The following is a 17,221-nucleotide window of genomic DNA, read 5'->3' as shown; positions in this document are numbered from 1 at the left end:
TATTTTTATGATAACTAAATATTACTGCCTCTTCACCCCGGCCGGTGGCCATCGCATTCGACCATAAGCGGCTGCCAGTTGGAATGCTAGGGGCAGGATATTCATCTCAGGGAATCGATATGCACAACAGTCGCTACACACCCCCCGCACGCTATCGGACGTCGCTGCTGGCCATGCCGGTCTTGCTGCTCGGCCTGGCTTCCACAGGGTCGATGGCCGCCGAAGCTCCCACGTCGACGACTACCGCCGAGATTCCTGCTGGTAGCTGCGCATTCGCAGATGTGCAAAATGCGGTCGCGGCGGCGAAGGATGGTCAAACCGTCGTCATCCCGGCAGGCGACTGCGACTGGGCAGACAACGAACTGGTGATCCGAACGGGAATCGAGTTGAAAGGCGCTGGTCGCGACAATACGAAGCTGCGGCGCACGGCGATCCTGACGAGCCCGAAGTTCCTGGTGCGCTTCGAGTGCTACGGCGACAATACGAAGCCTGTGGCATTTTCAGGTATCACCTTGGTTGGTGCCTACGAGCCGTCCAGCGAAGATCGTGGCCTGGGGCTGATTGGCGGTTGTGTCGACTTTCGAGTGGCTCGTTCCGCGTTCACGAATTTCGTGTTTGCCGGCGTGGAGGTGAGGGGAGGAGAAAGGCAGCGTGGCGTCATCTACAAAAACAACTTCCTGAACAACTACCATCAAAAAGTCCACAATCTTGGTTATGGCGTTGCCGTGTACGGCAATGATGAGTGGCCAGCACTTGCGTTCGGTTCAGAACATGCCGTTTTCGTTGAAGATAACATTATGTACGGCAACCGCCATCATATCGCCTCCAACTCTGGCGCGCGGTATGTATTCCGTTACAACACGGTCCAAGCCGATGACCGGACCAAGGATTTCCAGCAGATCGATGCGCACGGAAAAACTTTCAGCAAATTTGGCACCCGCAGCTTTGAAATCTATAAAAACACGATCTCGACCAACTTGATCAGTGGGCGAAATTTTGCTGCCATCGGCATCCGCGGTGGCGAAGGCGTGATTTTCAAAAATACCTTCAATACCGGCATCGCATACCCTATCAAACTGATGAAGGAAGGCGGAGCCTGCCAGGATAAGCTGGTGTACATTTGGGAGACGCCCGACAGCGCCGTTTCCAGCGAGTGCGCGACGACAGTAGGTCTGAACCGTGAGTACGTCCTGAGCGAACGGCCAGACTACAAGCCTTACCAGTATCCCCACCCATTAGCTAAGTAAGCAGCACATGTGGGCGGGTCGGTCAGGGCTGCGGGGCGTTTTCCTCTGACCTGTCCCGGCATTCCCATGGGGCTCGTCTGCCCGCTGTCCGCCACGCAAATCGTGGCGAAGGCGATGCAACAGGGGCGCTGATCCGGCGCTTTCAGAATCGAAAAAAAAACAATGCCGTTCAGCCTACACTGAACGGCATTGCATTGAGCAGTTCTAACAGCTACGAGACCTTAGGTGCCCGTACCCGTGCCGGTGCCGGTGCCGGTACCCGTACCCGTACCCGTTGCGGCAGGCGGGTTGTTCTTCGTGATCGCTTCCACTGCTGCCGAGTTGTCGGAAGCGGTGATGTCGGTCGTGTTGGTCCAGGTGATGTTGCTGCCGCCAACGTTCGACGTCATCGTGATCTTCTTGGCGGAGGTGCCCTTGCCGATGTCGGTCAGGGTCAGTTCGATATTTCCGTCGGTGACGGTCGCTGCGGACACTTCCTTGGTGGCCGTGAAAGCGGCAGCGGCCGGGATGCCGTTGGCGCCGTTGTCGCAGGCGTCTTTGTCGCCGCTGGTTTCCTGGATGCACATGCCGACGGCGGACTTCAGCGAGTCGGCGGCGGTCAGCGCGTTGGCAATCTTGGCTTTCACGGTGTAGTTGCTGTACTGCGGAATCGCGACGGCAGCGAGGATGCCGATGATGGCGACGACGATCATCAGTTCGATCAGGGTGAAGCCGGCCTGGGCTTGTTGCTTCATCGTTTGCATGGATTTCATTTGCTGCTCCTTCGGGGTTAAAGACGAATTGGGGTAGGACATATGACATACAGCAATCGCCGTGCCAGGCCCATTTCCGTCAGTTTCGTAGAAGTTCAAGCAAGTTTTGCCGAGTTCGCCGCTGTTGAGTTGACGTTTTTTGTCAGATCGATTCTCACAAATTGTCACATCGGCTTGCGCAATGGGTCAGCTGACGATTTTTGTCAGTTCAACCGGAACGCCATGCGCGTTCCCGACAGGTCCAGTTCGTCACCGTCGGCCAGCGCTTGCGGCTGGGCTCCCAGCGGCGCGCCGTTCAGCAGCGGCGCCCGCTCCCCTTCCGTGTGGGCGACCGCATAGCCAGCGGCCGTGCGGCTGATGACCACCACCTGCACGCCACTGCGGCCCAGGCTGGTGTGCGGCTTCGTCAGCGCCAGGCGCTTGCCGGCATTGCTGCCGTTCAGCACTTCGATGACGGCGGGGGCGGGGTGCAGCGCGGCCGGCGACAGCGCCGCACCCGTCAGCGGGCGAATGCCGTCGGCGACGAATTCGATGCGGTACTTGGCCAGCTTGATGATGTCGCGGTGCTGCAGGTAGTGCTTGCCGATGCGGTGGCCGTTCACGAACGTGCCATTGGTGCTGTACAGGTCTTCCAGAAAGGAGTCGTCCAGGATCGTCGTGATGACGGCGTGCTCGCCGCTGACGGTGGGGTGTTCCAGGACGATGTCGTTGTAGCGCTGGCGCCCGATCGTCATGCGCTCCCTCGTCAGCGGTACCGTCCGCTCCAGGATGCCGTCACGGGAAATCAGGATCTTCGCCAAATTGGTCCTCCAAATGAAAAACGGGGGCTCGCGCCCCCGTCATTATCCAGCTATTGGCAGGATGACTGCGTTTCTTACAGCATGGCCTTCAGCAGGCGCGCCATTTCGGACGGGTTCTTCGTCACTTTGATGCCGCAGGCTTCCATGATTTCCAGCTTGGCTTGTGCCGTGTCGGCGCCGCCGGAGATCAGCGCGCCGGCGTGGCCCATGCGCTTGCCCGGAGGAGCGGTGACGCCAGCGATGAAGCCGACCACCGGCTTCTTCATGTTGTCCTTGATCCAACGTGCGGCATTGGCTTCGTCCGGACCGCCGATTTCGCCGATCATGATGACCGCGTCGGTATCAGGATCGTCGTTGAACATGCGCATCACGTCGATGTGCTTCAGGCCGTTGATCGGGTCGCCGCCGATACCGACCGCGGACGACTGGCCCAGGCCCAGTGCCGTCAGCTGGCCGACGGCTTCGTACGTCAGCGTGCCCGAACGGGACACGACACCGATACGGCCCTTCTTGTGGATGTGACCTGGCATGATGCCGATCTTGATCTCGTCCGGCGTGATCAGGCCTGGGCAGTTCGGGCCCAGCAGCAGGGTCTTGGAGCCGGCCTTGGCCATGCGGTCCTTGACTTCCATCATGTCACGGACTGGAATGCCTTCGGTGATGCAAATAGCCAGGTCCAGTTCGGCTTCGACGGCTTCCCAGATCGCGGCGGCGGCGCCTGCTGGCGGCACGTAGATCACGGAAACGGTCGCGCCGGTTTCCGATTTCGCTTCCTTCACGGAGGCGTAGATTGGAATGCCTTCGAAGTCTTCGCCGGCCTTCTTCGGGTTCACGCCAGCGACGAAGGCTTCCTTGCCGTTCGCGTAGTCGCGGCACATGCGGGTGTGGAACTGGCCGGTCTTGCCGGTGATGCCCTGGGTGATGACTTTGGTGTCTTTGTTGATCAGAATAGACATGTTGGTTCCTTAAATTATGCTTTACCGGCAGCAGCGGCGACAACGCTCTTGGCTGCGTCTTCCATCGTGTCGGCGGAGATGATCGGCAGGCCGGAGTCGGCCAGCATCTTCTTGCCCAGGTCTTCGTTGGTGCCCTTCATGCGCACGACCAGCGGAACCTGCAGGGAGACAGCCTTCGATGCGGTGATGACGCCTTCGGCGATCACGTCGCAACGCATGATGCCGCCGAAGATGTTCACCAGGATGGCTTTCAGGCCTGGGTTCTTCAGCATGATCTTGAACGCTTCGGTCACTTTCTCGGCCGTTGCGCCACCGCCCACGTCCAGGAAGTTGGCTGGCTCGCCGCCGAACAGCTTGATGGTGTCCATCGTGGCCATGGCCAGGCCGGCGCCGTTCACCAGGCAGCCGATGTTGCCGTCCAGGGAGATGTAGGCCAGGTCGAACTTCGATGCTTCGACTTCGGCTGGATCTTCTTCGTCCAGGTCGCGGTAGGCGACGATTTCCGGATGACGGAACAGGGCGTTGGCGTCGAAGTTGAACTTCGCGTCCAGGGCGATGACCTTGCCGTCGCCGGTCAGGATCAGCGGGTTGATTTCAGCCAGCGACGCGTCGGTTTCCCAGTACGCCTTGTACAGGCCTTGCAGGTTGGCGCGCGCATCGGCGATCGAGGCTTCCGGCACGCCGATCTTGCGGGCGACGTCGTCGGCATCCGCGTCGGTCAGGCCCACGGCCGGATCGATGATCACGTTGTGGATCTTCTCCGGGTGGGACTCGGCCACTTCCTCGATGTCCATGCCGCCTTCGGAGGACGCCATCAGCACGACGCGCTGCGACACGCGGTCGGTCACCAGCGAAACGTACAGTTCCTTCTTGATGTCGGCGCCTTCTTCGATCATCAGGCGACGGACCTTCTGGCCTTCAGGGCCGGTCTGGTGCGTGATCAGCTGCATGCCCATGATCTGGTCGGCGTATTCCTTGACCTGTTCCAGCGACTTGGCGACTTTCACGCCACCGCCCTTGCCACGGCCACCGGCGTGGATCTGTGCCTTCACCACCCATACCGGGCCGCCCAGCGTCTCGGCAGCTTTCACCGCCTCTTCCACGGTCATGCACGGAATGCCGCGCGGAACCGTCACTCCGAACTTTCGGAGGATCTCTTTGCCTTGATACTCATGGATTTTCATGCTGGCTTCCCTTCTGATACAGATATGAATGGTTAATGGTACTAATGGGTGCGAATGGTGCTACGGGTCTTGCGGCAGCGGGGCCGTGCTGGCGGACTGGGCCACCCAGCGCGGGTAGAACCGCGCAACTGCCCCGCCATCGGTACGGAGGGCGTGGCATTTGTCGAGTTGGAACGGTTTCTCTTTGGGCTGGACGGCGGTGGCGTTGTCGTACGTCGGCCACACGTCGTTGGCGAAGGCCTGGACGGCCGCGGTCGGCAAAATCTGCGCCAATTCCGTCAGGTGCGTGCAGCCGGCAATGCCGGACAGGCGCGCTTTCAGCTCGTGCCGAAAGCCCTTCATCAGGTTCAGGCCGATCAGCGCCTTGTAGGCCGGGCCGATCGTGTTGCAGAAGCCGGCGTACGGCACGGCGTCGGAGACGGCCTCGGCGTCGACGATGGTCAGTTGCTTGTCCACAGTGATGCGCAGCCAGAGATCGTGCAGGGGCTGTCCGCCTTGGCGCAAGCCGGAAGCCAGCAGGGTGTCGCCCACTTTGATGTCGGTGATATGCGCGTCGAGGTCCCACAAGCCATCCTCGCGCGCGAACGCCTGGATGTCTATGGCGCGCGTATGGCGCAGCGCACGACGTGAGACTGGAGTAGACAGGGACATAAGACCGATGCCGCTTGCGCGACCAAATTAGTAAGCAGCCATGTACTGAAAAGTACGTTGCCGCAGCTTCTACGGACAACCACCGCACCCGCGGTGCTGCATAAAACTACAAAAGTGTAGCACACCGGACAGGCTTGGGCGAGCGATGTGATCGTACAACCTCGGCTGTTGGCGATTCATGGGGTGAATCGGGCATGCCGGTTTTGCAACTTTTCCGTTGATAACTGTCGAGGCGGGAAAATCAAGCTTGTGGCATGGCGAAGGAACCCATGGTGACAGGCACCTGATTGCGGGCGCCAGCGCCCGCAATCAGGTGCCTGTCACCGGGGGCTTATGCGTCCGCTGGCTTTTCAGAAGCCGTCGTCGCTGGGGTCGTAGCCCTTCATCGCGGCGCGCACGGCTTTTTGCGAAAAGCCGCGCTGGATCAGGAAGCGCATCTGCTTGGCGCGGCCCTCGGCGTCGCTGGCCACTTCGCCGAACTTGCGGCGCCAGACTTCGCAGCAGCGCGCCACCTCGTCTTCCACCAGCCCGGCCTTCACTTCCTGCAGCGCTTCGCCCTGGATGCCGTGGCTTTGCAGCTCGGCCAGGATGCGGCTGTTGCCATAGCGGGCCGCGCGGCGGTGGACCAGCGATTCGGAGAAACGCTCCTGTGACAGCCATTTGTTTTTTTCCAGCCAGTCCAGCAGGGCTTCGACGTCCTCGCCCTCTTCCGCGTGGCGGGCCAGCTTGCGGCCCAGCTCCAGGCGGCTGTGCTCGCGGGTGGAGAGCAGGCGCAGGGCGCGGGCTTTCAGGCTGACGGGTGGGGCGGGCATGGGGTGGTGGTTTGAGTCGGAGTGACCGGACTATAGCAATGGAGGGCGGGTAGCGGAAGGATGGGCGGTTCGTTGCGCTCTTATTTTAGCGGCAGCGGAGCGGGAACCCCGGGGACAGTCCCGAAGGGACAGTCCCCGTGCGCTACGGAAGCTCTCACGTTAGCGATAAAAACCAGGGTCAGTCCCCTTTGGGGACAGACCCTAAACCCGGCAACGTAGCGGCTGATCAAAAAAACAAACGCCACCGCCGCGGGGCGGTCGGTGGCGTTTGGTCAAGCGCTGCGGGGGGTGTTACAAATCGATCACAAGTCGCGATCAGTCCACGGCCTTCAGCTTCGGGGCCGGGGCTTCGCCGTCGTCCGTCGATGGCGGCAGTTCGCGTACGCCCAGCGAGGCGCGGACCTTGTTCTCGATCTCGCGGGCCAGCGCCGGACGCTCTTTCAGGAACGTGCGGGCGTTGTCCTTGCCCTGGCCGATGCGCTCGCCGCCGTAGCTGTACCACGAGCCGGACTTCTCGACGATCTTCGCCTCCACGCCCAGGTCGATGATCTCGCCTTCGCGGGACGTGCCTTCGCCATACAGGATGTCGAAGTGCGCTTCCTTGAACGGTGGCGCGATCTTGTTCTTGACGACCTTGACCTTCGTTTCGTTACCGATCACCTCGTCGCCGGCCTTGATCGAGCCGGTGCGGCGGATGTCCAGGCGCACGGAGGCGTAGAACTTCAGCGCGTTACCGCCCGTCGTCGTTTCCGGGCTGCCGAACATCACGCCGATCTTCATACGGATCTGGTTGATGAAGATGACCAGCGTGTTGGTGCGGTTGATCGTGCCGGTCAGCTTGCGCAGCGCCTGGGACATCAGGCGGGCCTGCAGGCCCGGCAGCGAGTCGCCCATGTCGCCTTCGATCTCGGCGCGTGGCGTCAGGGCCGCGACGGAGTCAACCACGATCATGTCCACGGAGCCCGAACGCACCAGCGCGTCGCAGATCTCCAGTGCCTGTTCACCCGTGTCCGGCTGCGAAATCAGCAGCTCGTGCAGGTTCACGCCCAGCTTCTGGGCGTACGTCACGTCCAGCGCGTGTTCCGCGTCGATGAAGGCGCAGGTGCCGCCGATTTTCTGCATCTCGGCGATGGTCTGCAGGGTCAGCGTGGTTTTACCCGACGATTCCGGACCATAGATCTCGACCACGCGGCCGCGCGGCAGGCCGCCGACGCCCAGCGCGATGTCCAGGCCCAGGGAGCCGGTGGACACGGTCTGCACTTCTTCCAGCGGAGCACTGGCATCCATGCGCATCACGGAGCCCTTGCCGAACTGCTTTTCAATCTGAGCCAGCGCCGCGGCAAGCGCTTTGGCCTTTTCCGATGCAGGTACTGCCGCTTTCTTGTCGTCCATGATCTTCCTTCGTCTATATCGTTTCGTTCAGCCGATACTGTATATGTATCCAGTGGTTTTTGCAAGCGCCGTTTGCGCTTTTTTGCGGCATGTCGACGGGCCGCAAAAAGGCCGCGCATATGAGTAAAATGAAACCCTTGCAGATCGGATCACCATGCGTATTTTACTAGCCGAAGATGACAGCGTCCTGGCGGACGGGCTGACGCGCTCGCTGCGCCAGTCCGGCTATGCCATCGATTGCGTCAAGAACGGGCAGGAGGCCGACACGGCCCTGTCCACCCAGGAATTCGACCTGCTGATCCTGGACCTGGGCCTGCCCAAGCTGTCCGGGCTGGAGGTGCTGCGCCGCCTGCGCGCGCGCAATTCGCTGCTGCCCGTGCTGATCCTGACGGCGGCCGACTCGGTAGAACAGCGCGTCAACGGCCTCGACCTGGGGGCGGACGATTACATGGCCAAGCCCTTCGCGCTGTCGGAGCTGGAGGCGCGCGTGCGCGCCCTGACCCGGCGCGGCCAGGGCGGCGGCTCGACCGTCGTCAAGCATGGCCCCCTGACCTACGACCAGGTGGGCCGCAGCGCCTACATCAACGAGCAGATGCTGGACCTGTCGGCGCGCGAACTGGGCCTGCTGGAAATCCTGCTGGCCCGCACCGGCCGGCTGGTGTCGAAGGAACAGTTGGTCGACCATCTGTGCGAATGGGGCGAAGAGGTCAGCAACAACGCCATCGAGGTCTACGTGCACCGGCTGCGCAAGAAGATCGAGACGGGCGGCATCCGCATCGCCACCGTGCGCGGCCTCGGCTACTGCCTGGAAAAATACGCCAGCCCGGCCCCGGCCGCAAGCAAGTGAGCGGGGAAGCCGACCAGTCCTGGCAAGCCGCGCCCGAGGAAGAAGGCGAGATCCAGCATTCGCTGTTCGGCGAGATCCTCGACTGGATGCTGGCGCCGCTGCTGCTGCTGTGGCCGATGAGCATCGCGATCACGTACCTGGTGGCGAAGTCGATCGCCAACCAGCCGTTCGACCATGCGCTGGAGGATTCCGTCACCGTGCTGGCGCAGCAGGTGCGCGACGTCAATGGCGCGCTGGTGCAGCGCCTGCCCGGCTCGGCGCGCGACATCCTGCGCGCCGACGACATCGACAGCATCTACTTCCAGATCCTGGGGCCGCAGGGCGGCTACGTGGACGGCGACCGCGACCTGCCGCGCCCCGCGCCGCAGGCGGAGGACGACGCCGCGCCGGCCGGCACCGTGCACTTTCGCGGCGACAACCTGCACGGCACGCCCATCCGCGTGGCCTACACCTACGTCAACCTGGAAGACAGCAGCGAGCGCCCGCCGCGCCTGGCCCTGGTGCAGGTGGCCGAGACGCTGGAAAAGCGCGCCAAGCTCGCCAACGAGATCATCAAGGGCGTGATCCTGCCGCAGTTCATCATCCTGCCCGTCGTGCTGGCACTGGTGTGGTTCGCGCTGTCGCGCGGGCTGCTGCCGCTGGCCGAGCTGCAGGAACGCATCCGTGCGCGCCCGTCCGACGACCTGTCGCCCATCGCGCCGAACCAGGTGCCGGAGGAGATCGCGCCGCTGGTACGCTCCCTGAACGAGATGCTGGCGCGCCTGGCGCAGTCGATCGACATGCAGAAGCGCTTCATCGCCGACGCGGCGCACCAGATGAAGACGCCGCTGGCCGGCATGCGCACGCAGTCCGAACTGGCGCTGCGCCAGACCGACCAGCACGAGATCCACCGCTCCTTGGAACAGCTGGCCAAGAGTTCGGAAGCGGCCACGCGCCTGGTCAACCAGCTGCTCACACTGGCGCGCGCGGAAAACCAGCCGCAGGCCGGCACGGCGCTGGCGCCACTCGACCTGGCAAATGTAGCCCGCAACGCCGTGCGCGACTGGGTGCCGGCCTCGTTCAACCACCGCATCGACCTGGGCTTCGAAGGCCCCGACCAGCAGGTGGAAATCGACGGCAATCCCGTCATGCTGCGCGAGCTGCTGAACAACCTGATCGACAACGCGCTGCGCTACACGCCGCCGGAGGGCAGCGTGACGGTACGCGTGCGCGCCGGCGCGGAAGCGGCCATCCTGGAAGTGGAAGACACCGGCCCCGGCATCCCGCCGGCCGAACGGCTGCACGTGTTCGAGCGCTTCTATCGCATCCTGGGCAGCAATGTCGAGGGCAGCGGCCTGGGGCTGGCCATCGTGCGCGAGATCGCCCAGCAGCACGGCGCCGAGATCGACATCTTCAGCAACCCGCGCGCCACGCAGCCGAAATACCCGGGCAGCCTGTTCCGCCTGACGTTCCCCCCGCGGCCCCAGGCGGCGGCCCCCGACGAGGAGACTCCATATTTTGGATAGCATCCAGCACTGGCGCGCCACGCGCCGCCTGACCACGATCCTGCTGCTGGCCTGGCTGCTGACGGGCTTCCTGGCCGTGTTCTTCGCGCGCGAGCTGGCGGGCCTGACGATCTTCGGCTGGCCGTTGTCGTTCTACCTGGCCGCCCAAGGCGCCTCGCTGGTGTATCTGGCCCTGATCGGCATCTACGCCTGGCGCATGCGCCGGCTCGACCGCCAGTACCGGGAGCGCGCGTGACCCGGCCCGCCCCGCGCACTTTCTTCCAGCGCCTGACGCGCTACTACAGCTACTTCACGCTGACCTTCATCCTGTTCCTGGTGGCGCTGGCCACGTTGGAAAAGGAAGGCATGCCGCGTGTGTGGATCGGCTACATGTTCATGTTCGCCACCATCGTGCTGTACGCCTCCATCGGCCTGGTCAGCCGCACCTCGAAAGTCTCCGAGTACTACGTGGCGGGGCGGCGCGTGCCGGCCCTGTACAACGGCATGGCCACCGCCGCCGACTGGATCTCGGCGGCCAGCTTCATCAGCCTCGCGGGTGGCCTCTACCTGCACGGCTTCGACGGCCTGGCCTATGTGATGGGCTGGACCGGCGGCTACTGCCTGGTGGCGCTCCTGATCGCGCCCTACCTGCGCCGCTTCGGCCAGTACACGATCCCCGACTTCCTGGCCGCGCGCTACGGCGGCGCCAAGGGCGGGCGCGCCGTGCGGCTGTGCGCCGTGGCCGCCACCATCGTCATCTCGTTTACATATGTCGTCGCGCAGATCTACGCCGTCGGCCTGATCGCCTCGCGCTTCACCGGCGTCGATTTCTCGGTCGGCATCTTCCTGGGCCTGGCCAGCATCCTGGTCTGCTCCTTCCTGGGCGGCATGCGCGCCATCACGTGGACCCAGGTGGCGCAGTACATCATCATCCTGGCCGCCTTCCTGATTCCCGCCATGTGGCTGTCGGCCAAGCACAGCGGCAACCCGATGCCGCAAGTCGCCTACGGCAAGCTGCTGCCGCAACTGAGCGCGCGCGAGGCGGCCCTGATGGCGGACGACAAGGAAGCGCAGGTGCGCGCCGTGTTCCGCCAGCGCGCCGCCGACTACCAGCGCCGCCTGGACGGCCTGCCCGGCACCTGGGAAACCGGACGCGCCACGCTGCAGCATGAACTGGACAAGGTCAGGCTGCGCAACGCCTCGCTGCTGGAAATCCGCAGCGCCGAGCGCGCGCTGATCGCCTATCCGAAAAACGCCGACGACGCCATCGCCGCCTGGACCACTCTGCGCGACGAGAACCTGGCCCGTGCCCGCCCCATCACGCCGCACGCCGCGCCCTTCCCCGGCCCGACGCGCGAGGCCTCGGACATCAAGCGCAACAACTTCCTGGCGCTGGCGTTCTGCATGATGCTGGGCACGGCCGCCCTGCCCCACATCCTGATGCGCTCCTACACCACGCCCTCGGTGGACGAGACCCGCCGCTCGGTGTTCTGGACGCTGTTCTTCATCCTGCTGATCTACCTGACCATTCCCGCGCTGGCGGTGCTGGTCAAGTACGACGTCTACACGGCGCTGGTCGGCAGCGACTTCGCCCACCTGCCCACCTGGGTCTCGTACTGGGCCAACGTGGACCGCGCCAATCCGCTGATCAGCATCATGGACGTCAACGGCGACGGCATCGTGCAGCTGGCCGAAATCGCCATCGACGGCGACGTGCTGGTGCTGGCCACGCCGGAAATCGCCGGCCTGCCGTACGTGATTTCCGGCCTGGTGGCGGCCGGCGGCCTGGCTGCCGCGCTGTCCACGGCGGACGGCCTGCTGCTGGCGATCTCGAACGCGCTGTCGCACGACGTGTGGTATCGCATCGTCGACCCAAAGGCCTCGACGCAGAAGCGCGTGACGATCTCGAAACTGATCCTGCTGGGCGTGGCCTTCGTGGCCGCGTATTCGGCGTCGACCAAGCCGGGCGACATCCTGTCCCTGGTGGGGGCGGCGTTCTCGCTGGCCGCGTCCACCTTGTTCCCGGCGCTGGTGATGGGCGTGTTCTGGCGCCGCGCCAACCAGTATGGCGCACTGGCCGGCATGGCGACCGGTTTCGCCGTCTGCCAGTTCTACATGCTGCACACCAACCCGGTGCTGGGCGGCAGCGCGGCGGCGCAATGGTTCCACATCGCGCCGATTTCCGCCGGCGTGTTCGGCGTGCCAGCCGGCCTGGCGGCGCTGGTGCTCGTCAGCCTGCTGACGCCCGCGCCGGACGCGCACAGCCGCGCCTTCGTCGAACACGTGCGCCGGCCCGAGGACGCGGCGCGCTAGCGGCTTACTGCGCGGCGGTGACGCGGCGCGCGCAACGGGCCGCGAAGGCCTTGCGTACGGCTTCGTCGGCGATCTTGTCGATTTCGCCCTGGGCGCAGGTGGCGTCGCTCAGGGTCATCTGGTCGGCCGTCAGTTGCGGATCGACCTTGCCGCTGCAGGCAACGGTGAGGATGGCGCTGGCGCACAGCAGCGCAAGGGTGGGATAGGTATTCATGGCGAAATTCCAGTATGAGGGGGGACGGCCGCAGTGTAGCCGTAACGTCGCGTGCCGGCAACGCATGTCAGCCGGTGTGACAATCGGTGAGAAATTCCGGCTGGCAAATATGCTAACTTGTGCGCCCACTCTTATATTGTCATCGCGATGCGTGCCGTTTCCCTTCTTTGCGCCAGCCTGCTGTGCGCCTTCCTGACCACCGGCGCAGCAGCGCAGACCGCGCCGGCCGCGGCAGCGCCGCCCGCCGCCGCCTTCTTTTCCAACCCGGCCTTCACCGGCGGCGTGCTGTCGCCCAGCGGCCGCTACCTGGCAGCGAAAGTGGACGGCAAGACCGGCCGCGACGCCCTGGCCGTGGTCGACCTGACGGACAAATCCGCCCGGGTGGTGGCGGGCTTCGCCGATGCCGATATCGGCACGGTCCAGTGGGTCAACGACGAGCGGCTGCTGTTCGACACGACCGACAAGCAGATCGCCTTCGGCGCCATGGACTTCGCGCCCGGCCTGTACACGGTACGGCACGACGGCACCAAGTTCCGCCAGCTGGCGGAGCGGCGCGGCTACTTCATCCGCGACGGCAGCCGCCAGGACATGCTGCCCTGGCACACCTACATGATGGACGAGACGGGCAAGCAGGATTCCGACTACGTGTACGTGCGCGACATTGGCTTTCGCGGCCACGCCGTCCACTCCGTCGACCTGCTGCGCCTGAACGTGGCGACCGGCACGACCAGCCACGTCAACGTGCCGTTCACGCCGACCGACTGGATGCTCGACAACGACGGCGAACCGCGCCTGGCCCAGTCGAGCGACAAGGGCAAGGTGTCGATCTGGCTGCGCGACCGCGAAACCGGCAAATGGCGCGTGCTGACCACGTTCGACGCCTACGTGACCGACAAGGACGCCTTCGAGCCACTGGGCTTCGGCCCGGACGGCACGCTGTATGCGCGCGCCTGGCAAGGGGCCGACCACGCCGCGATCTACAAGGTCGACCTGCGCACCGGCACGCTCGGCACCACGCCCGTGCTGCGCGTGGACGGCTTCGATTTCTCCGGCCACCTGGTCGCCGATGCCACGCGCCTGCTGGGCGTGCGCTACCAGGGCGACGCGCTCGACACGGCCTGGTTCGACCCCACGTTCAAGGCCATCCAGGCCGACATCGACGCCAAGCTGCCCGGCACCGCGAACCTGATCAGCGTGCCGCGCCGGCCGGATACGCCGTACCTGCTCGTCACGGCCTATTCCGACGTGCAGCCGAGCGTCTACTTCATCTACGACACGACCACGCGCAAGCTGGACTACGTGGGCCAGGCGCACAAGGAGATCCAGGCGAAGCAGATGGGGCGCCAGACCTTCGTTACCTACACGGCGCGTGACGGCCTGAAGATCCCGGCGATGCTGACCTTGCCGCCCGGCGTCGCCGCCAACCAGCCGGGGGCGGCGCCGGTGCCGAAAAACCTGCCGCTGGTCGTGCTGGTGCATGGCGGGCCGTACGTGCGCGGCACCTACTGGCGCTGGAACCCGCAGGTGCAGTTCCTGGCCTCGCGCGGCTACGCCGTGCTGGAGCCCGAGTTCCGCGGCAGCACGGGTTATGGCCGCCAGCACTTCACGCGTGGCCTGAAGCAATGGGGCCTGGCCATGCAGGACGATATCGCCGACGGCACGCGCTGGGCCATCGCCCAGGGCTATGCCGACCCTGCGCGCGTCTGCATCGCCGGCGCCAGCTATGGCGGCTATGCCACCCTGATGGGACTGATCCGCGACCCCGACCTGTACCGCTGCGGCGTCGGATGGGCCGGCGTCACGGACATCAACCTGATGTACACCGGCCACTGGCGCTACGCGTCGGACGTGCCGGAGGAATTCAAGCAGTACGGCATGCCGCAGCTGATCGGCGATCCGGTCAAGGATGCCGAGCAGCTGAAGGCCACGTCGCCGCTGCTGCAGGCCGCGCGCATCCGCCAGCCGCTGCTGCTGGCCTACGGCGGCGCGGACGAACGGGTGCCGCTGATCCACGGCACCCGCTTCCGCGATGCCGTCAAGGCCGGCAACAAGGACGTCGAGTGGATCGAATACGACGACGAGGGCCACGGCTGGTCGCTGCCGAAGAACCGCATCGACTTCTGGACGCGCGTGGAACGCTTCCTCGACCGCCACATCGGCGCCGGCCGCAAGGCTTCTACTCCTTGATCTCCTGCCGGCGCAGCGCGGGATCGGCGGCGATCTCGGCCGCCGTGAACGGCAGCGTCACCCACTGGCGTTCGACCAGGCGCCGGGTCTGGTCCAGGTGGTGCGGCGAAGCCGGATCGCTCGACTGCGAATAAGCCAGCAGCGCCTGCGCGCGCGGGCCGCCGGCGCCCAGTTGCACCACTTGCACGTAGCTGGTGCCGCCGGTTACCTCGTAGCGCCCGTCGCGCGGCGCACGCGTCACGTCGATGGTGTTGAAGATGCCCAGTTCGCCCGGGCCGCCGTGGATCGGCAGCGTGGTGCCGCCGCGCCGGCTGACCTGGAAGTCGCCCAGTTTCGCATTGGCCGCGATGCCGGCGGCGCCGAATTCGCGCACCTTGCGTGTCAGGCTCGTGGCCAGCGCTTGCGCCACGTCCGCGTCGCGGTAGTTCAGGGTACGCGGCGTGTTGACGGGGTCACGCGGGTCGAACGGCACCAGCCAGGCGCTTTCCTGCGCGGGCCCCTCGCCCAGCATCGCCGCGAAGTATGGCAGGCCGGCATTGGCATCGTAGCCCGCATCGCCCGACCAAGACGACAATGCCGCGCAGCCCGTCCGCAGCTCGGCGGTCACGGCCGCGGTGCCGCACCATGCGCGCACGTCCGGCAAGACCAGGCCGGCCAGGTAGACCTTGTCGTCCAGCGCCATGGCGCGCAGGTCGTCCGCCGTCAGCTTGCCGTTGCGCAGACGCGCCTGCAGCGCCGACAGCGCCAGCCGCGTGCGCGCCCCCTGCGGGATACCGTCGCGCGAGACCAGCGGCGAAAAGCCCGTCAGCGGCGCGGCCGGGTTGCTCAGCCACGCGCTGTCGTTGGCGTTCTGCACGTAGTCGCGCCGCTCCAGCAGCGGCAGGCGGCGCGGCGGCACAGTGCCCGCCTGCGGTGCGCCGGCTTCTTCGCGCCAGGCGCAGGCGGTCCGACTGCCGTCCAGCACGAACATGCCGCCGTCCGCCAGTTGCGCCAGTTCGGGCACGAGGCAGCCTTCCAGTACCTCGTCCGGCAGGTTGGCGACGGGCGTCACGTCCATCATCAGCGTGTTGCCGGCGCGATCGACGGCGATCGTGTTGTTCCAGGGGTTGCCGGCCAGTTGCAGGTTGGCCTCCTTCAGTTCAGCCAGCGAGCGTGCCACGTTCATGCGGTACCACTGCGTCATGGCGCGGTGATTGACGGCGTTGGCGTCGCGCAGCACGTAGGCGGTCGTGCCAGTCCACGCCAGCGTCTCGCCGGAGCTGATCAGGGGTCCGTCTGCCGTGCTGTACAACGTGCGGCTGCGCGTGCCCAGGCTGCCGTCGGCCAGCTTGACCGGCACGCTGATCGTGCGGCGCAGCAGCGGGCGAGACTGGCCGTCGACCAGGTAGCGGGTCGGATCGGCCGGGTCCAGCTTGAGCGCGTAGACGGTGGCGTGCGCCGCGGTGTCGGTCGTGTGGGTCCAGGCGAATTGCGGCGTGAAGCCGATCGCCACGACCGGCAGACCAGGCAAGGTCGCACCCATCACGTCCAGCTTGCCGGGGATCGTCAGGTGCAGCTGGTAGAAGCGCTGGGTTTCGTCCCACGGCAGGTGCGGCTGCCCCAGCAGCAGGCCGCCGCCGTGGGCGCTGGCCTCGGCACCCACGGCCACCGCATTGCTGGCCGTGATGCGCGGCGCCAGCCGCCTGCGTGCCGGCGTGCGCGCGGCCGCCTGGGCGCCGGGCGGCTGGGTCGTCGCGATATCGCCGACCCAGGCCATGGTGGTCATCGTGATGCGCCGCATCAGCCGGATCACGTCGCGTTCCGTCAGCGGCCGCACCCAGCTGCCGTTGCGGCATGCCTGCGGCAGGCCGGCGGCACCGTGCTGCGCCAGGTAGCGGTTGACGCCGGCCACGTAGCCGCGCATCAGCGCCTGCACTTCGGCCGGCTGCGCCTGCCAGGCCCCCTGCACGCTGTCGTCGTCGTTCCATTGACGGAAGAAAAAGTCGGAATCGAGGTTGTTGACGGCCATCTCGGGATGCTCGGACGACATGGCGTCCATGCCGAAATGGCGCGAGCGCTCGCCGCTGACGGTGGCGACCTCGCTGGCCAGCAGACAGAAGTTGTCCTCGGCATAAGCGTAGCCGATGCCGTAGCCCAGGCTTTCCTCATTGTCGGCCTGGATGTGGGGAATGCCGAAGGCGGTGCGCTGGATCACGGCGCTGCGTTTCGGCTTCGGGGCCGGCTGGTCGTGGCCGCCGCCACAACCGGCCAGCAGGGGGACCGCGCACAGCGCGGCTACGAGGGTCGATCGCTTCATCATGGCTCCGTCAGTGACAATGCCGCCATCGTGCGCGAGCGGCATGAAGCATGACTGAGCGATGGGTGAAGCTCGCATGAAGGTCA

General features: G+C 65.3%; 15 protein-coding genes. 6 read left to right on the top strand and 9 right to left on the bottom strand.

What is annotated here, in order from left to right:
* Positions 1-119 precede the first annotated feature (119 nt).
* Positions 120-1,247: a hypothetical protein gene (locus E7V67_001600; protein WUR13827.1), complete on the top strand. Its 1,128-nt coding sequence runs from the start codon at positions 120-122 to the stop codon at positions 1,245-1,247.
* Positions 1,248-1,468: 221 nt separating this feature from the next.
* Here the strand turns inward: E7V67_001600 and E7V67_001595 are convergent, their stop codons facing one another.
* The 7 genes from E7V67_001595 to recA form a co-directional block, all read right to left on the bottom strand.
* Entirely contained in the window at positions 1,469-1,999 is a 531-nt protein-coding gene (locus E7V67_001595; protein WUR13826.1) for a prepilin-type N-terminal cleavage/methylation domain-containing protein, read from the bottom strand.
* A 203-nt stretch (positions 2,000-2,202) separates the two neighbouring features.
* Positions 2,203-2,799, bottom strand: a complete 597-nt coding sequence (locus E7V67_001590; protein ID WUR13825.1) for an FHA domain-containing protein — start codon at positions 2,797-2,799, stop codon at positions 2,203-2,205.
* Between the two features lie 74 nt (positions 2,800-2,873).
* Positions 2,874-3,755 carry a succinate--CoA ligase subunit alpha gene (gene sucD / locus E7V67_001585; GenBank protein ID WUR13824.1) on the bottom strand — a complete coding sequence of 294 codons (882 nt, stop codon included), beginning with the start codon at positions 3,753-3,755 and terminating at the stop codon, positions 2,874-2,876.
* 14 nt (positions 3,756-3,769) lie between these two features.
* A complete protein-coding gene (gene sucC, locus E7V67_001580) occupies positions 3,770-4,939 on the bottom strand; it encodes an ADP-forming succinate--CoA ligase subunit beta (GenBank protein WUR13823.1) in 1,170 nt (389 codons plus the stop codon).
* 60 nt (positions 4,940-4,999) lie between these two features.
* Positions 5,000-5,590, bottom strand: coding sequence for a DUF2889 domain-containing protein (locus E7V67_001575; protein ID WUR13822.1), 591 nt, complete (start codon positions 5,588-5,590; stop codon positions 5,000-5,002).
* Positions 5,591-5,940: 350 nt separating this feature from the next.
* On the bottom strand, positions 5,941-6,402 hold the full coding sequence (gene recX, locus E7V67_001570; GenBank protein ID WUR13821.1) for a recombination regulator RecX: 462 nt from the start codon (positions 6,400-6,402) through the stop codon (positions 5,941-5,943).
* Between the two features lie 315 nt (positions 6,403-6,717).
* Complete coding sequence (gene recA / locus E7V67_001565; GenBank protein WUR13820.1) at positions 6,718-7,794, bottom strand: recombinase RecA; 1,077 nt, start codon at positions 7,792-7,794, stop codon at positions 6,718-6,720.
* A 154-nt stretch (positions 7,795-7,948) separates the two neighbouring features.
* Here recA and E7V67_001560 point away from each other — a divergent pair, with 154 nt between their 5' ends.
* From E7V67_001560 to E7V67_001545, 4 genes are read left to right on the top strand one after another with little or no spacing between them, the layout of a single operon-like run.
* Positions 7,949-8,641 carry a response regulator transcription factor gene (locus E7V67_001560; GenBank protein ID WUR13819.1) on the top strand — a complete coding sequence of 231 codons (693 nt, stop codon included), beginning with the start codon at positions 7,949-7,951 and terminating at the stop codon, positions 8,639-8,641.
* Positions 8,638-10,146: a sensor histidine kinase N-terminal domain-containing protein gene (locus tag E7V67_001555; protein WUR13818.1), complete on the top strand. Its 1,509-nt coding sequence runs from the start codon at positions 8,638-8,640 to the stop codon at positions 10,144-10,146. The genes E7V67_001560 and E7V67_001555 overlap by 4 nt, the downstream gene beginning before the upstream one ends.
* On the top strand, positions 10,136-10,381 hold the full coding sequence (locus E7V67_001550; GenBank protein ID WUR16207.1) for a DUF4212 domain-containing protein: 246 nt from the start codon (positions 10,136-10,138) through the stop codon (positions 10,379-10,381). The genes E7V67_001555 and E7V67_001550 overlap by 11 nt, the downstream gene beginning before the upstream one ends.
* Positions 10,378-12,438: a sodium:solute symporter family protein gene (locus E7V67_001545; GenBank protein ID WUR13817.1), complete on the top strand. Its 2,061-nt coding sequence runs from the start codon at positions 10,378-10,380 to the stop codon at positions 12,436-12,438. The genes E7V67_001550 and E7V67_001545 overlap by 4 nt, the downstream gene beginning before the upstream one ends.
* 4 nt (positions 12,439-12,442) lie before the next feature.
* On the opposite strand, the gene trbK is transcribed toward E7V67_001545, so the two are convergent.
* Positions 12,443-12,652, bottom strand: a complete 210-nt coding sequence (gene trbK, locus E7V67_001540; GenBank protein WUR13816.1) for an entry exclusion lipoprotein TrbK — start codon at positions 12,650-12,652, stop codon at positions 12,443-12,445.
* 147 nt (positions 12,653-12,799) lie between these two features.
* On the opposite strand from trbK, the gene E7V67_001535 reads away from it, so the two are divergent.
* Positions 12,800-14,839 (top strand): prolyl oligopeptidase family serine peptidase, encoded by a 2,040-nt coding sequence (locus E7V67_001535; GenBank protein ID WUR13815.1) that lies wholly within the window; start codon positions 12,800-12,802, stop codon positions 14,837-14,839.
* On the opposite strand, the gene E7V67_001530 is transcribed toward E7V67_001535, so the two are convergent.
* Entirely contained in the window at positions 14,829-17,135 is a 2,307-nt protein-coding gene (locus tag E7V67_001530; protein WUR13814.1) for a penicillin acylase family protein, read from the bottom strand. The genes E7V67_001535 and E7V67_001530 overlap by 11 nt on opposite strands.
* Positions 17,136-17,221 lie beyond the last annotated feature (86 nt).

This window comes from [Empedobacter] haloabium (genome assembly GCA_008011715.2).
In the GTDB taxonomy this organism is placed as follows: domain Bacteria; phylum Pseudomonadota; class Gammaproteobacteria; order Burkholderiales; family Burkholderiaceae_D; genus Rugamonas; species Rugamonas haloabia.
This window is presented reverse-complemented; position numbering and strand designations above follow the sequence as displayed.